We start from the raw sequence: 21,148 nt of genomic DNA on the forward strand, positions 1-21,148 counted from the left end.
ACTAAGGTGCCACAGATTTTGGGGCGGGCAGCATTGACATGAAAATTGCCGTATTCGGTATCGGTTATGTGGGCCTGTCCAATGCCGTTTTGTTGGCCCAGAACAACACCGTCGTTGCCGTGGATTTGGACGCAGATCGCGTTGCACAATTGAATGCGCGCCGCTCCCCCATCGAAGACCCGGAACTCGAAGACTGGCTGGCCACCAAGGATCTTGATCTGACCGCCACAACCGACAGCGCCGGCGCCATGGCGCAGGCCACCTTTGTCGTGGTTGCCACGCCCACGGATTACGATCCCAAAACCGATTTCTTTGACACGTCATCCGTCGAGGCCGTGATCCACGCGGCTGCTCAAGACGCCCCCGATGCCACGGTTGTCATCAAATCCACCGTTCCGGTTGGTTTCATATCGCGCATGCGTACTGCGGTGGGATCAGACAACATCCTGTTCTGCCCCGAATTCCTGCGCGAAGGCATGGCGCTGCATGACAACCTGCACCCTTCCCGGATCGTTGTTGGCGCCGATACAACCGCTGCACGCACCTTTGCCGAACTGCTGGTCCAAGGGGCCGAGGCGCAGGACATCCCGCTTCTGTTCACCGGCCCCGAAGAAGCAGAATCAATCAAGCTTTTTGCCAATACCTATCTGGCCATGCGCGTTGCCTTCTTTAACGAGTTGGACAGCTATGCGCTGAGCCAGAACATGGACGCCCGCCAGATCATCGAAGGCATCGGACTCGACCCGCGCATCGGAACCCATTACAACAACCCCTCCTTCGGATATGGCGGTTATTGCCTGCCCAAGGACACAAAACAATTGTTGGCAAATTATTCGGATGTGCCGCAGAATCTGATGCGGGCGGTGGTCGATGCAAACCGCACCCGCAAGGATTTCATCGCAGATCAGATCATATCCCGCGCCCCGAAGGTTGTCGGCATTCACCGTCTGGTGATGAAAGCCGGTTCCGACAATTTCCGCCAAAGTTCCGTGCAAGGCGTGATCCGCCGCATCCGCGCCGCTGGCATTGACGTGGTGATTTACGAGCCTGCCCTTGAGGCTGAAACTTTCATGGGCTGCTCGGTCATCAACGATCTGGCGACCTTCAAGCAACGCAGCGATGTGGTCGTGGCAAACCGTGCCTCCGAAGACCTTGACGATGTGGCAGGCAAAGTCTTCACCCGCGATATTTTTGGCCTCAGCTGACCGCAGGTGTGAGGAGGGCAGATGCGCGATCCAAAAAGAGATTTCCTCGCCAGTCTGTTTGATGCTGCCGTCGCCGCCGCCGATCCGCTAAAGGCTTTGCAGGGCAACCTGCCGGACCCGCCCAAGGGCCGCACCGTCGTCATCGGTGCAGGCAAAGGCGCGGCGCAGCTGGCCCAAGCCTTTGAGCAACTCTGGCCCGCCCCTTTCGAAGGGGTTGTCGTCACCCGCTATGGCTATGCCGCCCCGTGCCGGACCATCCGCGTGCTGGAGGCGGCGCACCCCGTGCCCGATGCAGCCGGCCTCGAAGCCGCCCAAGCGCTCAAGGATGCTGTTCGGGGGCTTGGCCCGGACGATCTGGTGATCGGGCTGATCTGCGGTGGTGGATCGTCTTTGTTGCCTGATCCACCTGACGGTCTGACGCTGGACGACCTGCAAAAATTGAACGAGGCGCTGCTGGCCTCAGGTGCACCGATTTCGGTGATGAACGACATCCGCAAATGCTTCAGCGGGATCAACGGCGGACGCCTCGCCGAACTGGCCGCGCCCGCGCAGGTCTGTTCACTGATCGTGTCGGACGTTCCAGGCGATGCACCCGGCGAGGTGGCCTCCGGGCCGACCGTGCCGGGACGACCTGCACCCGCAGATGTCCGTGCGATGATCCGCGCCCGCGGTATTGTCCTGCCCGACCGCTGCTTGGCCTATTTGGAAAACGCGCCCCGTACGGCAAGTGGCCGCGCGCCGCAGGTCTCGACCAAGATCATCGCCTCGGCCGCCCTTTCCCTGAAGGCCGCCGCTGACACCGCACAGGCACGCGGCGTGAAGCCGTGGATCCTCTCCGACGCCATTGAGGGAGAGGCGCGGGATGTCGCGCAGGTGCACAGCGCCATCGCCCTTCATGCGGCCAAGTCCGGCACACCCTTTGCCGCGCCCTTCGTTATGCTTTCGGGCGGCGAAACCACAGTGACGCTCCGCCACAAGGGACGTGGCGGACGCAACAGTGAATTTCAGCTGAGCCTCGCCATCGCAGTTGACGGTCAGGCGGGGATCAGCGCCCTTGCCGCGGACACGGACGGGATCGATGGTTCCGAAGACAACGCCGGTGCCTTTGTCGATGGCAATACAGCCAGCCGGATGCGCGATGCGGGCATCAACCCCGTCGCTTTTCTTGGCCAAAACGATGCCTATAGCGCCTTTGAGGCCACGGATGATCTCTTTGTCACCGGCCCGACAGGCACCAACGTGAATGATTTTCGCGCCCTCCTGATCGGCGATCTGCCAAAGGGTTGAGGGTGCCAAACGCCCCAGTCAAAGGGCAGCTTTCTGCGCCACATGATCCGCGATCAACGCCTTATAGAGCGCTTGCAACCGCGCCGTGACAGGCCGCTCTCCATTGCCAATCGGTTTGCCATCGATCGTCGCCACCGGGGTCTGCGCTCCGAATGTCCCGGTCAAGAATGCCTCATCGGCGCTGTAGGCCTCATAAAGCGAGAAGTTCTTTTCAAACACCGAAATGTCATTCGCCCGGCACAAGTCAATCACCTTTTGCCGCGTGACACCGTTCATGCAGTAATCCCCCGTCGAGGTCCAAACCGTGCCATTGCGCACGATGAAAAAGTTGCAGGCGTTGGTGGTGTTCACAAACCCATGCGGGTCTAGCATCAATCCTTCATCCGCGCCCGCCGCTTCGGCTTGCAGGCAGGCTATGATGCAGTTGAGCTTGGAATGGCTGTTTAACTTGGGATCCTGGCTGTTGGGCAGGCCCCGAACCTGCGGCACCGTGGCCAGCGAAATGCCCGCCGATTGCAGGCGGTTCACCGGCTTGGAATGCTCCATGATGATCACCAAGGTGGGGCCAGAGGTGCTGAGCGCCGGATGCTGGAACGGCTTGTCCTTGATCCCCCGCGTCAGCATCAGCCGGCAATGCACATCGTCGGTCATCCCGTTGGCCGCCGCCGTCTGGCGCAGCGCCTTGGCGATGCCGGCACGGTCCATGCCCACATCCATCGCGATGGTTTTGCAGGAACCAAAGAACCGGTCCATATGTTCGTCAAAGAACGCCCAGACCCCGCCATACAGGCGCATCCCTTCCCAGATCCCGTCCCCCAGCATAAAGCCGCTGTCATAGACCGACACTTTGGCTTCATCGCGGTGCACGATCTCGCCGTTCACATAGATCTTGATGTCGCGGTTGCGAATGTCTTCTTCGGCGTCATGGGTGGTGGAATGGTCAGTCATAAAAAGTCCGTTTCTGGTTCTTCAGTCTTGATAACAGGTTTCAAAACCCCTGCCACACATGTCCCGCCTTTCGAGGGATCGCCGTTCCGCCCCCTTTTTGGCCATAAATAATCCGGGGGAAGCGCCGCGCATGCGGCGATGGGGGCTGGCCCCCTCTTGCCTTCAGACCCGCCAGCGCAGCACCCGCCGTTCCAGCGCCGCAATCGCCGAAGACACCGCCACCCCTAGCACCGACAAGATCACCACGCCGGCAAACAAACGTTCCAGATCGTAAAGGCTGCCTGCCTCAAGGATATAGGCCCCGATCCCGTATTGCGCGCCCAGCATTTCAGCGGCCACCAAAAGGATAATCGCGATGGTCAGTGACACCCGCAGCCCTGACAGGATACCGGGCATGGCTCCGGGCAGCACGATCTTGCGCACGATCGACCACCAAGTCAGTCCAAAGCTTTGCCCCATGCGGATCAGGCTGCGGTCCACGTTGTCGACCGCCGCATAGGTCGCCACCACTGTGGGCGTGAACGTGCCAAAGGCAATCAACGCATATTTGCTGGCCTCATCAATGCCGAACCAGATCACAAACAGCGGCAACAACGCTATTTTGGGAATAGGAAAGATCGCCGCAACCAGTGGCACCAGCCCCGCCCGCACAAGGCTGAAGAGTCCGATCAACACGCCGACCGAAATCCCGATCACCGCACCCATGCTGGCCCCGATCACCAGCCGTGTCAGGGAGGGGATCAAATGTTTGAACAGCAGGCCGGATGCATAAAGTTCCCCAAAGGTCGCGGCCACATCGCTGGGCCGCGGCAGGGTCAGTGATGAAATAACGCCACTGCGCGTGCCCCATTCGGCCAGCACGATCAGCAGCACAAACACCACGATCCCAACCCCGCGTTTGCGCTGGGTGATGAAACCGCCACCTCTGAAAGTGACCTTCTGGGCCTGCAATTCTTTGGTGTCAGACATGAATCAGCTCCGCATCGGCGGCAGCAGCTTCTTCGCGCATCAAACCCCAAAGATATTGTTGCCGTTCCTCAAGTGCCGCATCACCATAAGCACGTTCGACCAGCGGCGTGTTCAGCGTCACAACTTCCCGGATCCGGCCCGGCCTGCGGGACAGCACGACGATCTTATGACCCAGGCGCACCGCTTCGGCGAGGTTGTGGGTGACATAGACCGCCGTGAAGGGTTGCCGTGTCCACAGGCCGATCAAATCATCCATCAGCAATTCGCGGGTCTGGCTGTCCAGCGCCGACAAGGGTTCATCCATCAACATCACTGCCGGGCGCACGGCCAGTGCGCGGGCAATGGCCACCCTTTGTTTCATGCCTCCAGACAACTGTTTGGGCAGGGCATCTGCAAATTCGCTGAGCTTGGTGCGGGCCAGCACATCATCAATGATCTCGCCGCGCGCCGACGCGCTCAGCCGGTGATCTTCAAGCACCAATTCAACATTGCCCCGTACCGACCGCCATGGCAGCAGGGCGAAATCTTGAAAGATATAGGTCAGCGGGTTCAGGCAACCCTCAGGCGCTGCGCCCAGTTGCAGCACCTGCCCGCCGCCGGGTTCTTCCAGCCCGCCGATCAGCCGCAGCAGGGTGGATTTGCCACAGCCTGATGGCCCGACGAGACAGACAATCTGCCCAGATGGGATTTCCAGCGTGATGTCACGCAGCACTTCGGTGTCACCGTAGCGATGGCCGATGTTGTCCAGTCGCAGGTCCATGGCGCAGCCTTCATTCCAATACAAAAGGGCCGGACGGAAAGCCCGGCCCCTGATACATGCGATCTGTGCCGCTCAGGCGCCCATTGTTTTGACGTAGGATGTGTCGACCAGTTGATCCAGCGTGATATCCGCATCCACCAGACCTTCGGACTGGAACCATTCAAGCTGGTCGCGGACGCTGGCCACATTCAGGGCCGCACCTTCATTCAGGCGCATCGTGCCGTTGATGATCGACGGTGCCGCCTTTTCACGGGGGCGGTCTGTGTAGACATATTTATGGATCAGATCGACCATGGCGTTGACGCCATCCTCGCCGCCGTCCTTGGCGATCATCGCGCTGTTGTAGTCCGCGACCCCCTTGGAGAACCCGCCAAGGAAACTTTGTGTCAGATCCCGATCTTCGCTGGCGTTCTTGGCCGAGGTAAAGACGGTCGTGACCTGATAATCGGGCAGATAATCGGCCACATCGCCGATGATATGCACTGCGCCCGAGCCTGCCAGGGGCTTGGCGATATGTGGCACGATGGACCAGCCATCAATCTGCCCCGATTTCAGTGCACCGATGATCGCACCGACCTTTTGCAGCGGCTTGAAGGTCAGGTTGATCCCTTCTGCGGCAGCCATCTTGGACCCCATGTAATGGAAGGATGATCCCGCCTGAGTGATGCCATAGCTTTTGCCATCCAGCATCGCCGGGGATGTGACGCCCGCCTGATAGGCCGCGTCAGAGACCAGGAACTTTTGACCGTCAATGCCGGGTTCTTCCTGCAATGCGCCACCGATCACCTTGATCGCGCCTTTTTGGGCCAGTGAGACAAGGCCGCCGGAAATGGCGGTCACGGCATAGTCGACATCGCCGCTGGCAATCGCCACCGCCATTGGCTGTGCGGCCTGAAAGAACCGCAGTTCGACATCAAGACCGGCCTCTTTGAAGTAGTCCCGTTCAAAGGCGACAAAGCTGCCCGAATGGCTGGTAAAGCGCAGCGCACCGACAACGATTTTCTTGTTTTGTGCAATCGCGGGCGCGGCAAGGCCAACAGCGGCGGCAGCGCCCATCGTGGCCAAGGTCTGGCGGCGGTTAAAAGTGATCATATTCCTACTCCCCATTTCTGGCAGTAGCATGGTCAAGGCGGTCCGGCAGAGTCAAGCGCGGCACTGGCAATTCACGCGCCGCTGTGGCACCTGCTGTGGCATGAAATTTTTCTCGTCCAAATCGCGGCCCATGCATATGGGATCATATCCACTGGAACGTTTGCGCCGGTTGGCCGGACCCTTGGCGCATTTGCCTGACCTGCCTTTCCCGACGCTGAACTTCGAGCGGCCCGAAGACCCGGCAAGCATTGTCAATGCAATGGGTCCGTTTCAGGCGATGATGGATGTGGTGCGCAGCGGCAAGGTCAACCCGGCCAAAGCAGCGATCCCCGATGATCCCTTGGTGCGCAGTCAGCACCTCAAATCCTTTGGCTATTACAACGATGCCAGCATGGTCGGCATTTGCGCACTGCCCGATGCGGCGCGGCTGGCGCGACCCCGCCACAACCCTGCCACCGATGCACTGGCCCGTGACCTGCGCGAGCGGCAGACCAAGACATTGGCCGCTGGTGTCGATGTGATCATGGCGAACCTGCGCGATGCGGCCGAGGCACCGGCGCAGCCACTTGGCGATCACCATCATGCGCTGGTGATTCTGACGGCCTTTCCCCGCGATCCCAAGGCGGACGAACCGGGCAGCGACTGGATCATGAATGCGCAGGCCGAACGCGCCTGCCTCAGGGCCAGTGAAAATGCCACCGTGCTGGCCGAATATATCCGGCAGCTTGGTTTTGATGCGCGGGTGCATTCGGCCACCACATCAGATGTGCATCTGGGCAAACTGGCGATTGCGGCGGGACTGGCGGTCTGGGAGGGCGGAACATTGCAAGCGCCTTGGATCGGTGATCGCTTCGGCCTGGCGGTCGTGACGACAGACATGGCCCTGTCCGACGACCTGCCGCTGGCCCCGCTGCGCGAACAGCCTTGGGCGGCTCTCGAAGGCCCGCATTGGCAGCTTGGCACCCATGGCGGCACCAGCGCCCGCGATCACGACCCTTATGCCAAACGCGGCTATGCGCAGGGACCGCACCCGTTTGAAACCCTCAAACGGGTTGATGATCCAACCACCTATATCGACGCGCCGAACGTGCCGCGAGTCCCCAAACGCGCCGATCTGTTTGCGCGGGGACAGTTCGGCGATATGGGGCCAAAAGTGCAAAACGCCATGAAGGGCGGTCATCACGTGGTGAAATCCGCCCCTGCCGCGGCGCAACGGCGTTTGCTGGGGGCTTTGATCCTGTTGCAGGACGGTGCGGTGCATCCTGATCCGGCGCAGCATGACGCCACCCGCAATGCCGCCAACCTCAAGGCGGCCAGCTATTTTCTGGGCGCGGACGCCGCCGGTATTTCGGCCTGTCCGGATTGGACATGGTACAGCCATGACGCCACTGGCACACCCATAGATCCGCCCCATGATCAATCCCTGAGCATGATCATTGATCAGGGCTTCGACACCATGGAAGGATCGTCGGGCGACGACTGGATCGCGGTGTCGCAAAGCATGCGGGCCTATCTGCGGTTTTCCATGTTGGGTGGGGTTCTGGCCCAACATCTGCGCAACCTTGGATATCCGTCCAAGGCGCATACGGTGATGGACGGCGATGTGTTGCAGCCACCCTTGTTGTTGTTGGCCGGCATGGGTGAGGTCAGCCGCATCGGCGAGGTGATCCTCAACCCGTTCCTTGGCCCGCGCCTGAAATCCGGTGTGGTGACAACCACCCTGCCCGTCACCCATGACAAGCCCATTGATTTTGGCCTGCAAAAGTTTTGTGAGGCCTGCAACAAATGCGCCCGCGAATGCCCCTCTGGTGCGATCACCGCCGGGCCAAAAAAGATGTTCAACGGCTATGAGATCTGGAAATCCGACAGCCAGAAGTGCGCCACCTACCGGATCACCAATCAGGGCGGCGCGATGTGCGGGCGTTGTATGAAAACCTGCCCGTGGAATCTTGAGGGGCTCTTTGCCGAAGCGCCGTTCCGCTGGGCCGCGACACATATTCCGCAGGCCGCGCCGATGCTGGCCAAGCTGGACGACAAGGTTGGCAAGGGCCGGTTGAACCCGGTCAAAAAGTGGTGGTGGGATGTCGAATTGCAGGACGATGGCAGCTATGACACGCCCGCAGCCCCGGTGAATGCCCGCGATCTGCAAACCGATCTGGACCTGAAGTTCGAGGATCAGACACTGGCGGTCTACCCCGCGCCGCTGGCTGCGCATCCCTGGCCCTATCCTGACCCGATGAACCGCGAGGCCGGGATCAAGGCGCATGCCGATCTGATCACCGCTGATGAACATCGTGCAAAATCTGCGCGAGGCGAGACAGACCACCTGCACCTTTACAATGTTGGCAGTGATGCGCCGGTTTTGGATCTGCGCATCGTCAACGCGGAAAAGATGAGCGATGGGGTGACGCTATACGATTTTGCCCATCCCGAAGGGCACGACTTGCCGGAATGGACGGCAGGGGCGCATCTGGATCTGGTGGTCGCGCCTGAATTCTTGCGACCCTATTCCCTGCTGGGTGATCCGGCAGACCGCAGCCGCTACCGGATTGCGGTGCTGCGCGAGGATCAGGGGCGCGGCGGATCGGCATTGCTGCACCGGGTGTTCACCAAGGGGCGGCGGGTGTTTGTTTCCAAACCTGTGAACCATTTTGAACTGGTTGAAGACGCCGCGCAGACCTTGTTGATGGGAGGCGGGATCGGTGTAACCCCGATGATCGCCTTTGCGCACCGCTTGCACGCATTGGGCAAACCTTTTGCCCTGCATTATTCGTCATCGTCCCGCGCCTCTGCCGCGTTTCTTGCGTTCCTGGCGCAGATGCCTTGGAAGGATCAGGTGCATCTGCATCTGTCAGACGAGGGCAGCCGCGCGAATTTACCTGCACTGATGTCCGCCTTACCAAAGGGCAGCCACGTTTACACCTGCGGGCCGGATGCCTATATGCAATCGGTCATGGACGCGGCCGAGGCTGCGGGGGTGCCCGAAGACGCGCGGCATCTTGAATATTTCTCAACACCGGAACTGCCTGAATACGTGAACACACCCTTCACCCTGCGCCTGTCTTCGGGCCGCGAGATTGCGGTCGCTGCGGATCAATCTGCCTCTGATGCGCTGATTGCCGCAGGGGTACCTGTGGACATCAAATGTTCCGACGGGATCTGCGGCGTGTGCAAATGCGGTGTGAAGGCCGGCGAAGTGGAACACCGCGATTTTGTGCTGTCTGCCACACAACGTGAGACCTCCATGATCCTGTGCCAATCCCGCGCCGCCCATGAGGGTGCGACCCTGGAGATTGACCTTTGAAAACCGCACTTGTCACCGGATCATCCGGATTTGTCGGCTATTTCACCTCTCGCGCGTTGCTTGAGGCCGGATGGCAGGTGGTCGGACTGGACAGCCTGTCGGATTATTATGACGTCGGGCTCAAGAAACGGCGGCAGGATATGTTGCTGGAATATCCTGGGTTTCAGGTGGTGAACGAAAAGATCGAAACGCCCGGTGTGTTGTTAACCCTGTTTGAACAGCACAGACCGGATATCGTCGTGCATCTGGCGGCACAGGCGGGCGTGCGCCATTCGCTGCATATGCCGAGGGCCTATGTTGAGGCGAACCTGATCGGAACCTTCGAATTGCTTGAGGCCGCGCGGACCTTCCCGCCAGAGCACCTGTTGCTGGCGTCCAGTTCATCGGTTTACGGCGCGAACACTGACCTGCCCTATGCAGAGACAGACAAGGTGGACAGCCCGATGTCCTTCTATGCAGCCACCAAGAAGGCGGGAGAAACCATGGCGCACAGCTATGCCCACCTTTACGGGCTGCCGACGACCATGTTCCGGTTCTTTACGGTTTACGGGCCATGGGGCCGTCCTGACATGGCGCATTTCAAGTTCACCAAGGCGATCCTGAACGGTGATCCTATCGACATCTACAACCATGGCCAGATGCAGCGCGACTTTACCTATGTCGATGATCTGGTCGGCGCGATTATGGCCCTGATTGACAAACGCCCCGATCCCGCCGCGCCTGTGGCGCATGACAATGTCTCAGCCGTGGCGCCGTTTCGGGTGGTCAATATCGGCAATGACAGCCCGGTGAAGTTGCTTGATTTCATTGCCGCGATTGAAAGCGCTTGCGGGCGCGCGGCGATCAAGACCTTTCATGATATGCAACCCGGTGACGTGCCTGCCACTTGGGCGGACACTCAGCTGCTGACGGCACTGATCGGGGATCGCCCCACCACGGATATCAAGGACGGCTTGCAGGCCTTCGTCGATTGGTATCGCGCCTATTATCAGGTCTGAGATCTGCGGCCTTTGTGCATCTTGGGCCAGTCTGCACTGGTCACATGCCCATTGACCCGCTAAGACGCGGCCAAACTGCCAACACAGGACCAGCGCCATGACCTTTGACCGTTCCATCAAAATTGCCCCGTCGATCCTTGCCGCCGATTTCGCCAACTTCGGCGCTGAATGTGAGGCCATCGAGGCACAGGGTGCCGACTGGGTGCATGTGGATGTGATGGACGGGCATTTTGTGCCCAACATCAGTTTTGGCCCAACCACCTGCGCCGCGATCCGTCCGCATATCAAGGGCGTGATGGATGTGCATTTGATGATTGCGCCGGTCGATCCCTACATTGATGCCTTCGCCAATGCAGGCGCGGATGTGATCACCGCCCATGTGGAGGCCGGTCCGCACATTCACCGTACCTTGCAAGCCATTCGCGGCGCAGGGGCCAAGGCCGGTGTCGCGCTGAACCCCGGCACCCCGGCCGAGGCGGTCGCGCATCTGCTGGACCTGACCGACCTGATCTGTGTGATGACGGTTAACCCCGGCTTTGGCGGGCAAAAATTCATCGACATGAGCGATAAGATCAGAACCCTGCGGGCGATGATCGGTGACCGCCCCGTGCATATCGAGATTGACGGTGGCGTGGACCCGACAACCGCGCCGATCGTGGCGCAGGCCGGGGCCGATGTCTTGGTTGCAGGGTCAGCCGTGTTCAAAGGCGGTTCGGTCAGCGATCCGGCCCCTTACGGGACCAACATCAAAGCGATCCGTGAGGCGGCGGCGGGCGTTTACGCCTAAGCTATTTGGTCAGGTCAGTTGATCGGCAAATGTGTCGAGCAATTTGTGTTTGAGGATCTTGCCTGTGGGCGCGGCGGGCAACGCCGTGCCGAGAATGATCTGCGCGGGCCTTTTATAGCCAGTCAACCGGTCCCTCACAAAATCGCGGAGCGTTTCCACGGTCAGATCATCCCCTTCAGCAATCTGCACAAAGGCCAGCACCTGTTCATCGCCATCTTTCATCCGGCCAATAACGGCAGATTGAATCACTTGCGGATGGTCGTTCAGCGCCGCTTCGACCTCGGGCGGATAGACGTTGAAGCCGCCGTGGATAATCAGCTCTTTTGAGCGGCCAAGAATGTGCAGAAAGCCGTTTTCATCGATCTTGCCCAGATCACCAGTCCGCATCCAACCATCGGAGGTCAGCACTTTGGCAGTTTCCTCAGGATTTCGATAATAGCCTTTCATGATGTGCGCGCCGCGCGTCAACACCTCGCCAGTGCCATCACGGCCGCCTGGCACGCTGTCGTCGATCATGACCTCCACACCGGGCAGGCAGGGACCAACCGAGATATCAGGCGATCCGATGGGATTGTTCGATGCGCAGACGCCCGCTGTGGTTTCGGTCATGCCATAGCCGTTTTGCAGGGCGACTCCGTAGAACGCCTCGGCCTTGCGTTTCCATGCCGGATCAAGCGGCGCCGCGCCCGAGGACACATAGCGCAGGTCAGGCGAGCCGAGCCGGTCGAGGCCTTGTTCTTTGGTGTATTGCATCAGCAAGGCATGCATCTGCGGCACCGCTGACAAGAGCGTGACACCTTCATTCAGCGCCGCAAACAACTTGGCGGCGGAAAACCGGGCCTCCAGCTGCACAGAGGCACCAGCATAGCAAGACGCAGTGACAACGGAAGCGAGGCCAAAGACATGGGTGATCGGCAGCACGCCATAGATCAGATCGTCTGGTGTCATATTGCGCAGGTTGGCCGAGGCTTTGCCGCCGAAGCGCAGATTGTCATGGGTCAGCATCACGCCCTTGGGGTCGCCGGTTGTGCCCGTGGTGTAAAGCAGGACCGCAACATCGGCCAGATCGGCGTCAGGCTGGCTGCGCAATGGGGTTGCCAGCTGCAATGTGCCAAACCGGCCCGAGATGGTGCTGGCCTGCAATCTGTGCGCATGTGCCCCCGCATCGGGCGACACCGCATCGGTCATCACCACCGCCGCCGGGGCAGCGTGCGCCAGAACACGGTCCACTTCTGCAGGGGACTGGCGGGCGTTGACCGGGATCACCACGGCGTCCATCTTCCAGCAGGCAAAAAGAACCGCCACCGCAGCGGCGCAGTTTTCCGAGAGCATCAAAACCCGGTCATTGGCCTGCACGCCGGCCTCTGCCAGTTGCGCGGCCAGATCATCGCTGGCGGCATCCAGATCGGCAAAGCTCCAGCGGGTGCCAATGCTGTCGGTCAGTGACAGGGCATGCGGGGCGGTTTGCACTTGATCGGCCAGAAAATCCTCAACCCGTTGCATGTGGTTCCCTCCCTGTTGTTGGCTGCGTGATCAGCGGTAATTTGGTGGTCGTTTTTCCAAGAATGCGGCGATACCCTCGGCCGCTTCGGCCTGTCCGGCGGCATGGGCCATCGCATCGCGTTCGGCATCAAGCTGCGCAGCTTCGGTCACGTCATAGGCCGCGCCGACCAGCCCGCGGATGGTGCCTTGCGCCTTGCGCGGACCAGCGGCCAGCGCATCGGCCAGCGCCATGGCTTCGGTCATCGCCTGACCTTCGGGGCAGATCAGATTGACCGCGCCGAGATCGGCAAACCGCTGTGCCATGACAGGCCGGCCCATCAGGCACATTTCCATCGCCAGCGGGCGCGGGATCATCCGTGCCAAGGCAGCCGTGAGGCCCGCATCGGGGACCAAGCCAGCCTTGACATAGGCGGCGGTGAATTTGGCGGTTTCCGATGCGACGATCAGATCACAGGCCAGCGCCAGGGACAGCCCTGCCCCTGCAGCGCCGCCTTCAACGGCGGCGATCACCGGCACGGGGCAGGCGCGAATGCTGCGCACCAGATCGTGCAGATCGTCAATACGGTCGCGGCGGTCTGCCTCTGCCATTTTGCGGCGTGCGATCAGTACGTTCAGATCGCCGCCCGCGCAGAAGAACCCCCCTTCAGAGGTCAGTATCACGGCTCGGATACGGGGATCTTGCGCTTGCTCCATCGCGGCGGCGATACACTCATATAATTCGGGTGACAGCGCCCCGCGTTTATCAGTGTTGCCATTCCAGATGATCAGGCGATCACCCTTGTCTTCAAGCCGTGCGGTCATGTCAGTCGTTCCTTTGGGACACGTTTGAATACGCCGGTGGAGCTGGCGATAAGGCGGCCATCTTCATCCACCAGATCCGCCGCGATATAGAGAATGCTGCGCCCGCCACCCGTGACCCGGCCCATCGCGGTGACCCGTTTGCCCGCGTTTACGGGGGCGATGAATTGGGTTGTCAGGGTCACGGTCAGAAACGGTGCCTTGCCCGTGGCGTCCACCGTCAGTGATCCGGTGGTGCCGCTGGCGTTGTCCAAAAGGGCCGTCGCAATTCCGCCATGCAGCACGCCATGACGGTTGGTGTGTTGCGGCCCGATATCAAGCCAACACCGCCCGCGCCCGTCCGGATCACCCACATCCACGACGTAACCAATCAGCGTTTGCGTGCCGGTTTCGTCGTGGATCAGGCTATCGTGTTCAGGCGGCGGCAAGGGAGATGAACCGCTCTAGATGATGATCCGTGTCGCCAAACCGGTGATCGGCCATGGTGATCCGCTTGGCGATATGAGCCAGTTCATATTCCTGCGTCATCGCGATGCCGCCGTGCATCTGGATGCTTTCTTCGGCAACCAGACGACCGGCGCGGCCCATCAGGTTTTTGGTGGCGGAGATGTTGATCTCGCGCAGTTTGCGATCTTCCTCAAGATGCCCTGCGGCATTGATCACGGCAGAGCGGGCCTGCTCCATCTCGATCAGCAGATCAGAGAACCGATGGGCCAGCGCCTGAAAGGTGCCAATGGGACGTCCGAACTGTTTGCGGGTGCCGAGGTAGTCGCGAGTCAATTCTGTCGCGGTTTCCATCGCGCCCAACGTTTCAGCGCATTGAGCCACGCTGGCCGCAGCCATCCGCGCCTCGATAGCGGCGAAGGCATTGCCCGCCTCGCCCAAGCGGTCTGCGGCGGTCAGCTGCACATTGTCGAGCATCACTTCGGCGGCGCGGCCACCAGCCAGCAAGGCGTAGCCCTGAATGGTGAGACCTTTGGCGTCCGACGGTACAAGGAACAGCGAAATGCCCGCCTCATCGTCCACAGCGCCGCTTTCGCGGGCCGAAACCACCAGATAGTCGGCGGCTTCTGCATTGACCACAACGGCCTTGTGACCGTTCAGCACGATGGCGTCGCCATCTGTTTTGGCTGTGGTTTGCACGCGGTTCAGGTCATAGCGGCTGGAGGGTTCGCCGTGGGCGAGGGCCATATGCAGCCCGCCGCCAATCAGGGTTTCAACATGCGCCTGCTGCGCCTCGTTGCCCAGATCCGCCAGCAAGCCGCCCGCGAGAACAGCACTGTCCAGAACCGGCTCCACCACGCCAGCGCGGCCCAGTTCTTCAAACACCACGGCCAGATCAAAGCCCTTGCCGCCAAAGCCGCCTTGCTCTTCGGTGAACAGCGCGCCGATGACGCCCAGTTCGGCCAGTTGCGCCCAGATGTCTGAGGACATGCCGCTGTCGCTGTCGAGAATGGCATTGCGTGTTGCGGTGTCATAGCGGTCACGCAGAAACCGGCGCAGGGTGTCCTGCAACATTTGCCGTTCTTCGGTCAGGTCAAAGTTCATGCGCCACCTCCCATCTTAACTTTGGCAATGATGCCACGTTGAATTTCGTTCGAGCCGCCAAAGATCGACAGCTTGCGGTAGTTGAAATATTGCGCGGCCACCGGCCCCGCATCATGTGGATCAGGCAGGCCTGCGTTTGATCCTTCGACCGCCTCTGAGGCGAAGGGCATGGCATATGCGCCGACCGCACGGCGGGCCAGATCGTTGATTTCCTGCCGGATGATCGTACCTTTAACCTTGAGCATGGACGCCTCAACGCCCGGCGCGCTGCCAGCAGCGGCCTGAGAAATAATGCGCAGATTGGTGGTGGCCATCGCCATCAGATCAATCTCGACCTGCGCCATCCGGGCGGCAAAATGCGGGTTTTGCGCCAGTGGTTTGCCCCCGGCCATTTCCGCCCGCGCCACCCGTTTGACCGCCGCCAGGCCGGCCTGGGAAAAGCCGACGCCCGCGATGTTCGTGCGCTCATGGGTCAGCAGGTATTTTGCGTAGGTCCAACCCTTGTCCTGCTCGCCCACCAGATTTTCCACCGGCACTTCGACGTCTGTGAACCAGACCTCGTTGACCTCATGGGTGCCATCCAAGAGGATGATCGGGCGCACTTCGACGCCCGGCGAGTTCATGTCGATCAGTAGGAACGAAATGCCCTCTTGCTGTTTGACGTCCTTGTTGGTGCGCACCAGACAGAAGATCATGTTGGCGTGCTGGCCAAGGGTCGTCCATGTTTTTTGGCCATTCACAATGTAATGGGTGCCGGCATCATTCAGCACAGCTGTAGTTTTCAAAGAGGCCAGATCGGACCCAGCGCCCGGTTCTGAATAGCCCTGACACCACCAGTCGTCGCCCGACAGAATGCGCGGCAGCCAATAGTCCTGCTGTTCCTTGGAGCCAAACTTTTGCAGCACAGGGGCCAGCATCGACAAGCCAAAGGGCACGATGCGCGGTGCGTTGGCGGCGGCGGCTTCTTCTTCGAAGATATGCCGCTGCACCGCGTTCCATTCCGCCCCGCCAAAGGACTTTGGCCAGTTCGGCGCAAGCCAGCCCTGCTCGTTCAGTATCGCATGCCAGCGTTCCTGATTTTCGCGGCCCAACTCCTGACCTTTGCGGATCTTGTCGCTGAACTCCTTGGGCAGCTTTTCCTTGAGAAAGCTGCGGACTTCGTCGCGAAAGGCCTTGTCTTCGTCTGAATAGCGCAGGTCCATTGGGCCGCTCCCTTAGTAGATTTCGAACAGGCCAGCAGCGCCCATGCCGCCGCCAACGCACATGGTCACAACACCCAGCTTGGCACCGCGACGCTTGCCCTCAAGCAACAGATGCCCTGTCAGCCGTGCACCTGTCATACCAAACGGGTGGCCAATGGCGATGGAGCCGCCGTTGACGTTGTATTTGTCAGGGTCGATGCCCAGACGGTCCCGTGCATAGAGGCACTGGGAGGCGAAAGCCTCGTTCAGTTCCCACAGGTCGATATCATCCACCTTAAGCCCGTGCCGTTCCAGCAGACGCGGCACGGCAAAGACCGGACCGATGCCCATCTCGTCCGGCTCGCAACCCGCCACGGCAAAGCCTTTGAACGCGCCAAGCGGTTCAAGACCGGCTTTTTCGGCTTCCTTGCTGTCCATCACGACAACGGCAGCCGCACCGTCGGAGAGCTGGCTGGCGTTGCCCGCTGTGACGTAGCCGCCTTCGCGCACAGGCTGCAGGCCAGAGAGACCTTCCATGGTGGTGCCGGGGCGGTTGCATTCGTCGCGGTCAACAACAACCTCATGAGTCGTGACTTCGCCGGTTTCCTTGTTCTTCATGCCCATCGTTGTGGTCATCGGCACAATTTCATCGTCGAATTTGCCGGCCTGTTGTGCCTCATGGATCAATTGCTGGCTGCGCAGGCCATATTCGTCCTGATATTCGCGGCTGAGGCCATAGCGTTCGGCAACGATATCGGCGGTTTCGATCATGGTCATGTAGACGTCCGGTTTGTGCTCAAGCAGCCATGGATCGGGGACATGTTTCATGTGGGGCTGGACCATCGAAATGCTTTCGACTCCGCCTGCAACCATCGGGCCTGCGCCCTCTTGCGTGATGGCGTTGGCCGCCATGGCAACGGTTTGCAGGCCGGACGAACAGAACCGGTTGACCGTGACGCCGGAGGTTGTGATCGGCAGACCTGCCCGCAAACCGATCTGGCGTGCGATGTTGGCACCGGTCGCACCCTCGGGCGTGCCGCAGCCCATATAGACGTCTTCGATCTGCGCCGGATCGAGGCCCGCCCGTTTGACAGCATGTTCAACCGCATGACCGCCCATGGTGGCGCCATGGGTCATGTTGAACGAACCCCGAAAAGACTTCGCAAGGCCCGTGCGGGCGGTGGAGACAATAACAGCTTGTTTCATTTCGAGGCTTCCTTGTTCAAATCATCAAATGTGCGGCCCTCGGAGGCCAGTTGTTTGAGAAGGGGCGCAGGTTCCCAGAACCAGGCATCTTCCTTTGCATAGTTTTCAATATCCGCCAGAACGGCAGACAGCCCCTGAATGTCGGCCCATTTCATTGGCCCGCCCCAATAGCGCGGGAAACCGTATCCAAAGAGCAATGTCATATCGACGTCCAAGGGGCGGCGGGCGATGCCTTCGCCCACGACCTTGGCCGCTTCGTTTACCATGGCACACATGTAGCGGCGTACAATCTCCTGATCGGTGAAAGGACGTGGCGTAATTCCCAGCTCTTGCTGTTCGGCGGCGATCAGTTCGGCAATTTTTGGGTTCGGGGTGCCGCCACGTTTGCCTTTTTCATAGACGTAATAGCCCTCGCCGGTTTTCTGGCCGAAATGGCCCTGCTCGCACAGCCGGTCGATGTATGTCGGCACACGTTCCTGCGGATGGCGGTCCGGCGCTTTGCGCTTGCGGGTCATCCAGCCAATGTCGAGCCCCGCCAGATCGGCCACGGCAAATGGGCCCATGGCAAAGCCAAAATCCGTCAATGCCTTGTCGATCTGATAGGGCGTTGCGCCGTCCAGCACCATGTGGTCGGCGGCGGTGCGGTAGGTGGCCAGGATACGGTTGCCGATAAAGCCGTCACAGACACCGGCCCGCACACTGACCTTGCCGAGCGCCTTGCCCAGCGCAAAACCCGTTGCAACAACATCCGGCGCAGTTTGATCGGCGACCACGACTTCAAGCAGTTTCATCACATGGGCCGGGCTAAAGAAGTGCAGGCCGATCACATCCGCCGGGCGCGATGTGCAAGCGGCAATTTCATTCACATCCAGATAAGAGGTGTTGGTGGCCAGCACGCAGCCGGGTTTGCAAGCCGCGTCGAGCTTGCCAAACACCTCGCGTTTGACGGCCATGTCCTCGAACACCGCCTCGATCACCAGATCGACGTTGGACAGGCTGTCGTAACTGGTGGAGACGGTGAGCGCCTGGGTGATCAGGGCATCGTATTTGTCCTGAGTGATCTTGCCGCGCTTCAACGCCCCTTGCAGATTCCCCGCGATCCGCTCGCGCGCGGCGGCGGCAAACTCGTCTTTCATCTCGATCAGCACCACACCAAAGCCCGACAACAGCGCCGCCGTGGCGATGCCAGCGCCCATTGTGCCGCCGCCGATCACGCCGATGGATTGCAAGGCGCGCGGTTCAACGCCTTTGAGTTCCGGCAGGTTGCTAACGGCGCGTTCGTTAAAGAAAGCGTGGATCATGCCTTTGCGCTGATCGGTGTTCATCAGCTCCATGAACAGCTCACGCTCACGCAGGATTCCCTGATCAAAGGGCAACTCGCTGGCCGCTTGCACGGCCCGAACGGCTGTGGTCGGGCTGATTTGGCCGCGGCCCTTTTTCAACACGGCGTCATAAGTTGCATCCCAATCGATCCCTGCCGCGGCGGGCATTTCGCTGACCGGGCGGCGCGGTGCATTCTGGTCGAGCAACTCTTGGGCGTAGGCCAAACCAACGGCCTCCGGATCGCCCTCTTCGACACGGTCAAGTATGCCCAGCTCCAAGGCTTCGGGCGCTTTGATGTGGCGGCCTGTGGTGATCGCTTCAACCGCCTTTTCCGCGCCGGTCAAACGCGGCAAGCGCTGCGTCCCGCCAGCACCGGGCAAGATGCCCAGATGCACTTCGGGCAGGCCCACGCGCGCGGAAGGCTGCGCGATCCGGTAGTGGGCGCAGAGCGCAACCTCAAGACCGCCACCAAGGCTGACCCCGTGCATGGAGGCCACGACCAACAACGGAGAGGCTTCGATGCGGCTACATAGATCTGGCAGGTTCGGCTCCATCGGAGGTTTGCCAAATTCGGTGATGTCTGCGCCAGCAATAAAGGCGCGGCCATCGCCGAGTATCAGCACCGCCCGCACGCCATCTTCGGCCTCTGCGCGGGCCATGCCATCGGACAAACCCTGACGCACGGCCCTGCTCAGGGCGTTAACGGGAGGGTTCTGAATGCGCAGCACGGCAATATCTCCGTGGCGGCTATAGGCAATCTTGTCGCTCATGTTCTCATAGGCTCCTTGGTGTTCTGTTCGGATGTATCTAACCGCGCCGCGCAAGGGCGGGCGGCAAACCGTTTTGTCTTTCAAAGCTGCGCACAGCATCGCGCAGCGCTGGGCCAACCTCGGCCATCATTCGGTCATCGGGCAGATCCTGCGGCAGCGCCCCGCAGGTAAAGGCCACCGATTCTCCAAACTCACTGGCATAATAGGGCACGCTGACCGCGTTGACTGTACTGGCATATCGGGTTGGCTGCGGCGCAATTGTAAAACCCTTCCCGATCAGTTGGTCATAACCGTCCTGCCGGTAACGGGTGAGCGCTTCATCAGGCTCAAGCGCGGCGAAACGGTCGTCGCCCAAGGTGGCCAGAACAGCCAGCCCAGAGGAGGAGCCATAGATCGGGACCCGGTGGCCGGGATCAAGCCAGATCGCAGAAACCCCCTCGGGCCGCCACGTTTTGGCCAAGAGCATCCGGTCGCCATCTCGCACCGCGACAAGCGCCAATGTGCCCGTCTGGTTCGCCAACCTCTGAAGCGTATTGGACGCCAGATCGAGAAAACTAACAGAGAGGGACGCAACCGATCCAAGCGCAACCGCCGCCGGCCCCAAGCGAAACCTGTCATTGCGGGCGCCATGGCTGAGATATCCCAATGCGCACAGCGTATAAGACAGGCGCGTCACGGTTGGCTTGGGCAGGCCGGTCCGCTCTGCAATCTCGGCATTGGTCAAACCATCGTCGCTGGCGCGAAAGGCCTGCAAAAGGCCCAGACCCCGCGCCAGTGTATTGGCGAACTTCCGGTCTCTGGGCGCAGCAGTCATCGCAAGGACTCCGCGCAGGGCATCCCGGCATGCCGGCTTTTGTTCAGATCATCCGCTTTGTTTCGCACTGCAAAACACCGTTTCAATAAATTCCGCAACGCAAGCTAGTCCGCTCTCAAAAGAGACGCAAGAGCAGCCAGCAGGGAATATCGATCAGCGGCGGTCAGCCAGCGCGGTAGATGAAACAACGATCCGGAAAGGCCTCTGGCGGCAAGGGCAACTCTTCGAGTGCGTCAAAATACATCCGGTCACTGGCGACCATAATGCCCCCCTTGGCCAACATGGGTTCAACCAGCGGCGAGATTGCCCGCGCAAAAGCATCGTTCTTGGCCCGATTGTGCCCCCCAAGATCGGCATGGATCAACGCCGCCGTGGGGCCAAACCGTTTCAGTGCGGCGGGCAACGTGTCATGCACATCCCCCAGGATCAGCCGATCCTCGGGCGGGGTGCTGTCGGGGTGTGAGGCCACCGCCCGTTCGAACACATAGATCTCACGGTCCGGCATGGTTTCGACCATGTGGTGATATGTCCGGCCATTGCCCAGCCCCAATTCGAACACTGGACCTGCCATCCCCTCGGTCAATGCATTGGCATGATCCAGACAGGCGCGTTGTGACACCATTCGGGCGATAAAGAGATCCAGTCTGCTCATGGT

General features: G+C 60.5%; 18 protein-coding genes. 5 read left to right on the forward strand and 13 right to left on the reverse strand.

Annotation, left to right across the window (positions count from 1 at the left end; translation table 11 throughout):
• The first annotated feature begins 38 nt into the window (after positions 1 to 38).
• Both K3754_RS16345 and K3754_RS16350 read left to right on the forward strand, forming a co-directional pair.
• Positions 39 to 1,205, forward strand: coding sequence for a nucleotide sugar dehydrogenase (locus K3754_RS16345; protein WP_259938637.1), 1,167 nt, complete (start codon positions 39 to 41; stop codon positions 1,203 to 1,205).
• A 21-nt stretch (positions 1,206 to 1,226) separates the two neighbouring features.
• Positions 1,227 to 2,492 carry a glycerate kinase gene (locus tag K3754_RS16350; RefSeq protein ID WP_259938639.1) on the forward strand — a complete coding sequence of 422 codons (1,266 nt, stop codon included), beginning with the start codon at positions 1,227 to 1,229 and terminating at the stop codon, positions 2,490 to 2,492.
• Positions 2,493 to 2,510: 18 nt separating this feature from the next.
• Here K3754_RS16350 and K3754_RS16355 read toward each other — a convergent pair whose 3' ends face one another.
• From K3754_RS16355 to K3754_RS16370, 4 genes are all read right to left on the reverse strand, one after another.
• Complete coding sequence (locus tag K3754_RS16355) at positions 2,511 to 3,440, reverse strand: D-amino acid aminotransferase (protein WP_203210084.1); 930 nt, start codon at positions 3,438 to 3,440, stop codon at positions 2,511 to 2,513.
• Positions 3,441 to 3,602: 162 nt separating this feature from the next.
• Positions 3,603 to 4,409 carry an ABC transporter permease gene (locus tag K3754_RS16360; protein WP_203210083.1) on the reverse strand — a complete coding sequence of 269 codons (807 nt, stop codon included), beginning with the start codon at positions 4,407 to 4,409 and terminating at the stop codon, positions 3,603 to 3,605.
• Complete coding sequence (locus tag K3754_RS16365; RefSeq protein WP_259938641.1) at positions 4,402 to 5,169, reverse strand: ABC transporter ATP-binding protein; 768 nt, start codon at positions 5,167 to 5,169, stop codon at positions 4,402 to 4,404. Before K3754_RS16365 ends, K3754_RS16360 begins: the two co-directional genes overlap by 8 nt.
• Before the next feature lie 72 nt (positions 5,170 to 5,241).
• Complete coding sequence (locus K3754_RS16370) at positions 5,242 to 6,261, reverse strand: ABC transporter substrate-binding protein (RefSeq protein WP_203210081.1); 1,020 nt, start codon at positions 6,259 to 6,261, stop codon at positions 5,242 to 5,244.
• Between the two features lie 100 nt (positions 6,262 to 6,361).
• On the opposite strand from K3754_RS16370, the gene K3754_RS16375 reads away from it, so the two are divergent.
• The 3 genes from K3754_RS16375 to rpe all read left to right on the forward strand — a co-directional run bounded on the left by K3754_RS16375 (position 6,362) and on the right by rpe (position 11,350).
• Entirely contained in the window at positions 6,362 to 9,565 is a 3,204-nt protein-coding gene (locus tag K3754_RS16375; RefSeq protein WP_259938642.1) for a 2Fe-2S iron-sulfur cluster-binding protein, read from the forward strand.
• Positions 9,562 to 10,563, forward strand: a complete 1,002-nt coding sequence (locus K3754_RS16380; protein ID WP_259938643.1) for an NAD-dependent epimerase/dehydratase family protein — start codon at positions 9,562 to 9,564, stop codon at positions 10,561 to 10,563. Before K3754_RS16375 ends, K3754_RS16380 begins: the two co-directional genes overlap by 4 nt.
• A gap of 97 nt (positions 10,564 to 10,660) precedes the next feature.
• Positions 10,661 to 11,350: a ribulose-phosphate 3-epimerase gene (rpe, locus tag K3754_RS16385; protein ID WP_259938644.1), complete on the forward strand. Its 690-nt coding sequence runs from the start codon at positions 10,661 to 10,663 to the stop codon at positions 11,348 to 11,350.
• A 9-nt stretch (positions 11,351 to 11,359) separates the two neighbouring features.
• On the opposite strand, the gene K3754_RS16390 is transcribed toward rpe, so the two are convergent.
• From K3754_RS16390 to K3754_RS16430, 9 genes are all read right to left on the reverse strand, one after another.
• Complete coding sequence (locus K3754_RS16390) at positions 11,360 to 12,853, reverse strand: class I adenylate-forming enzyme family protein (RefSeq protein ID WP_259938645.1); 1,494 nt, start codon at positions 12,851 to 12,853, stop codon at positions 11,360 to 11,362.
• Positions 12,854 to 12,883: 30 nt separating this feature from the next.
• Positions 12,884 to 13,654 (reverse strand): oxepin-CoA hydrolase, alternative type, encoded by a 771-nt coding sequence (locus tag K3754_RS16395; protein ID WP_259938646.1) that lies wholly within the window; start codon positions 13,652 to 13,654, stop codon positions 12,884 to 12,886.
• On the reverse strand, positions 13,651 to 14,079 hold the full coding sequence (locus K3754_RS16400; RefSeq protein ID WP_259938647.1) for a PaaI family thioesterase: 429 nt from the start codon (positions 14,077 to 14,079) through the stop codon (positions 13,651 to 13,653). The genes K3754_RS16395 and K3754_RS16400 overlap by 4 nt, the downstream gene beginning before the upstream one ends.
• Positions 14,066 to 15,199, reverse strand: coding sequence for an acyl-CoA dehydrogenase family protein (locus K3754_RS16405; protein ID WP_259938649.1), 1,134 nt, complete (start codon positions 15,197 to 15,199; stop codon positions 14,066 to 14,068). Before K3754_RS16405 ends, K3754_RS16400 begins: the two co-directional genes overlap by 14 nt.
• Positions 15,196 to 16,401: an acyl-CoA dehydrogenase family protein gene (locus K3754_RS16410; protein ID WP_259938651.1), complete on the reverse strand. Its 1,206-nt coding sequence runs from the start codon at positions 16,399 to 16,401 to the stop codon at positions 15,196 to 15,198. Before K3754_RS16410 ends, K3754_RS16405 begins: the two co-directional genes overlap by 4 nt.
• 12 nt (positions 16,402 to 16,413) lie before the next feature.
• Positions 16,414 to 17,586 (reverse strand): acetyl-CoA C-acyltransferase, encoded by a 1,173-nt coding sequence (locus K3754_RS16415; RefSeq protein ID WP_203210072.1) that lies wholly within the window; start codon positions 17,584 to 17,586, stop codon positions 16,414 to 16,416.
• Positions 17,583 to 19,679, reverse strand: a complete 2,097-nt coding sequence (locus K3754_RS16420; protein ID WP_259938652.1) for a 3-hydroxyacyl-CoA dehydrogenase NAD-binding domain-containing protein — start codon at positions 19,677 to 19,679, stop codon at positions 17,583 to 17,585. Before K3754_RS16420 ends, K3754_RS16415 begins: the two co-directional genes overlap by 4 nt.
• A 37-nt stretch (positions 19,680 to 19,716) precedes the next feature.
• Complete coding sequence (locus K3754_RS16425) at positions 19,717 to 20,493, reverse strand: IclR family transcriptional regulator (protein ID WP_259938653.1); 777 nt, start codon at positions 20,491 to 20,493, stop codon at positions 19,717 to 19,719.
• A 163-nt stretch (positions 20,494 to 20,656) separates the two neighbouring features.
• Positions 20,657 to 21,145 (reverse strand): class I SAM-dependent methyltransferase, encoded by a 489-nt coding sequence (locus tag K3754_RS16430; protein WP_259938654.1) that lies wholly within the window; start codon positions 21,143 to 21,145, stop codon positions 20,657 to 20,659.
• Positions 21,146 to 21,148: the final 3 nt, after the last annotated feature.

This window comes from Sulfitobacter sp. M368 (assembly GCF_025141875.1).
GTDB lineage: Bacteria > Pseudomonadota > Alphaproteobacteria > Rhodobacterales > Rhodobacteraceae > Sulfitobacter > Sulfitobacter mediterraneus_A.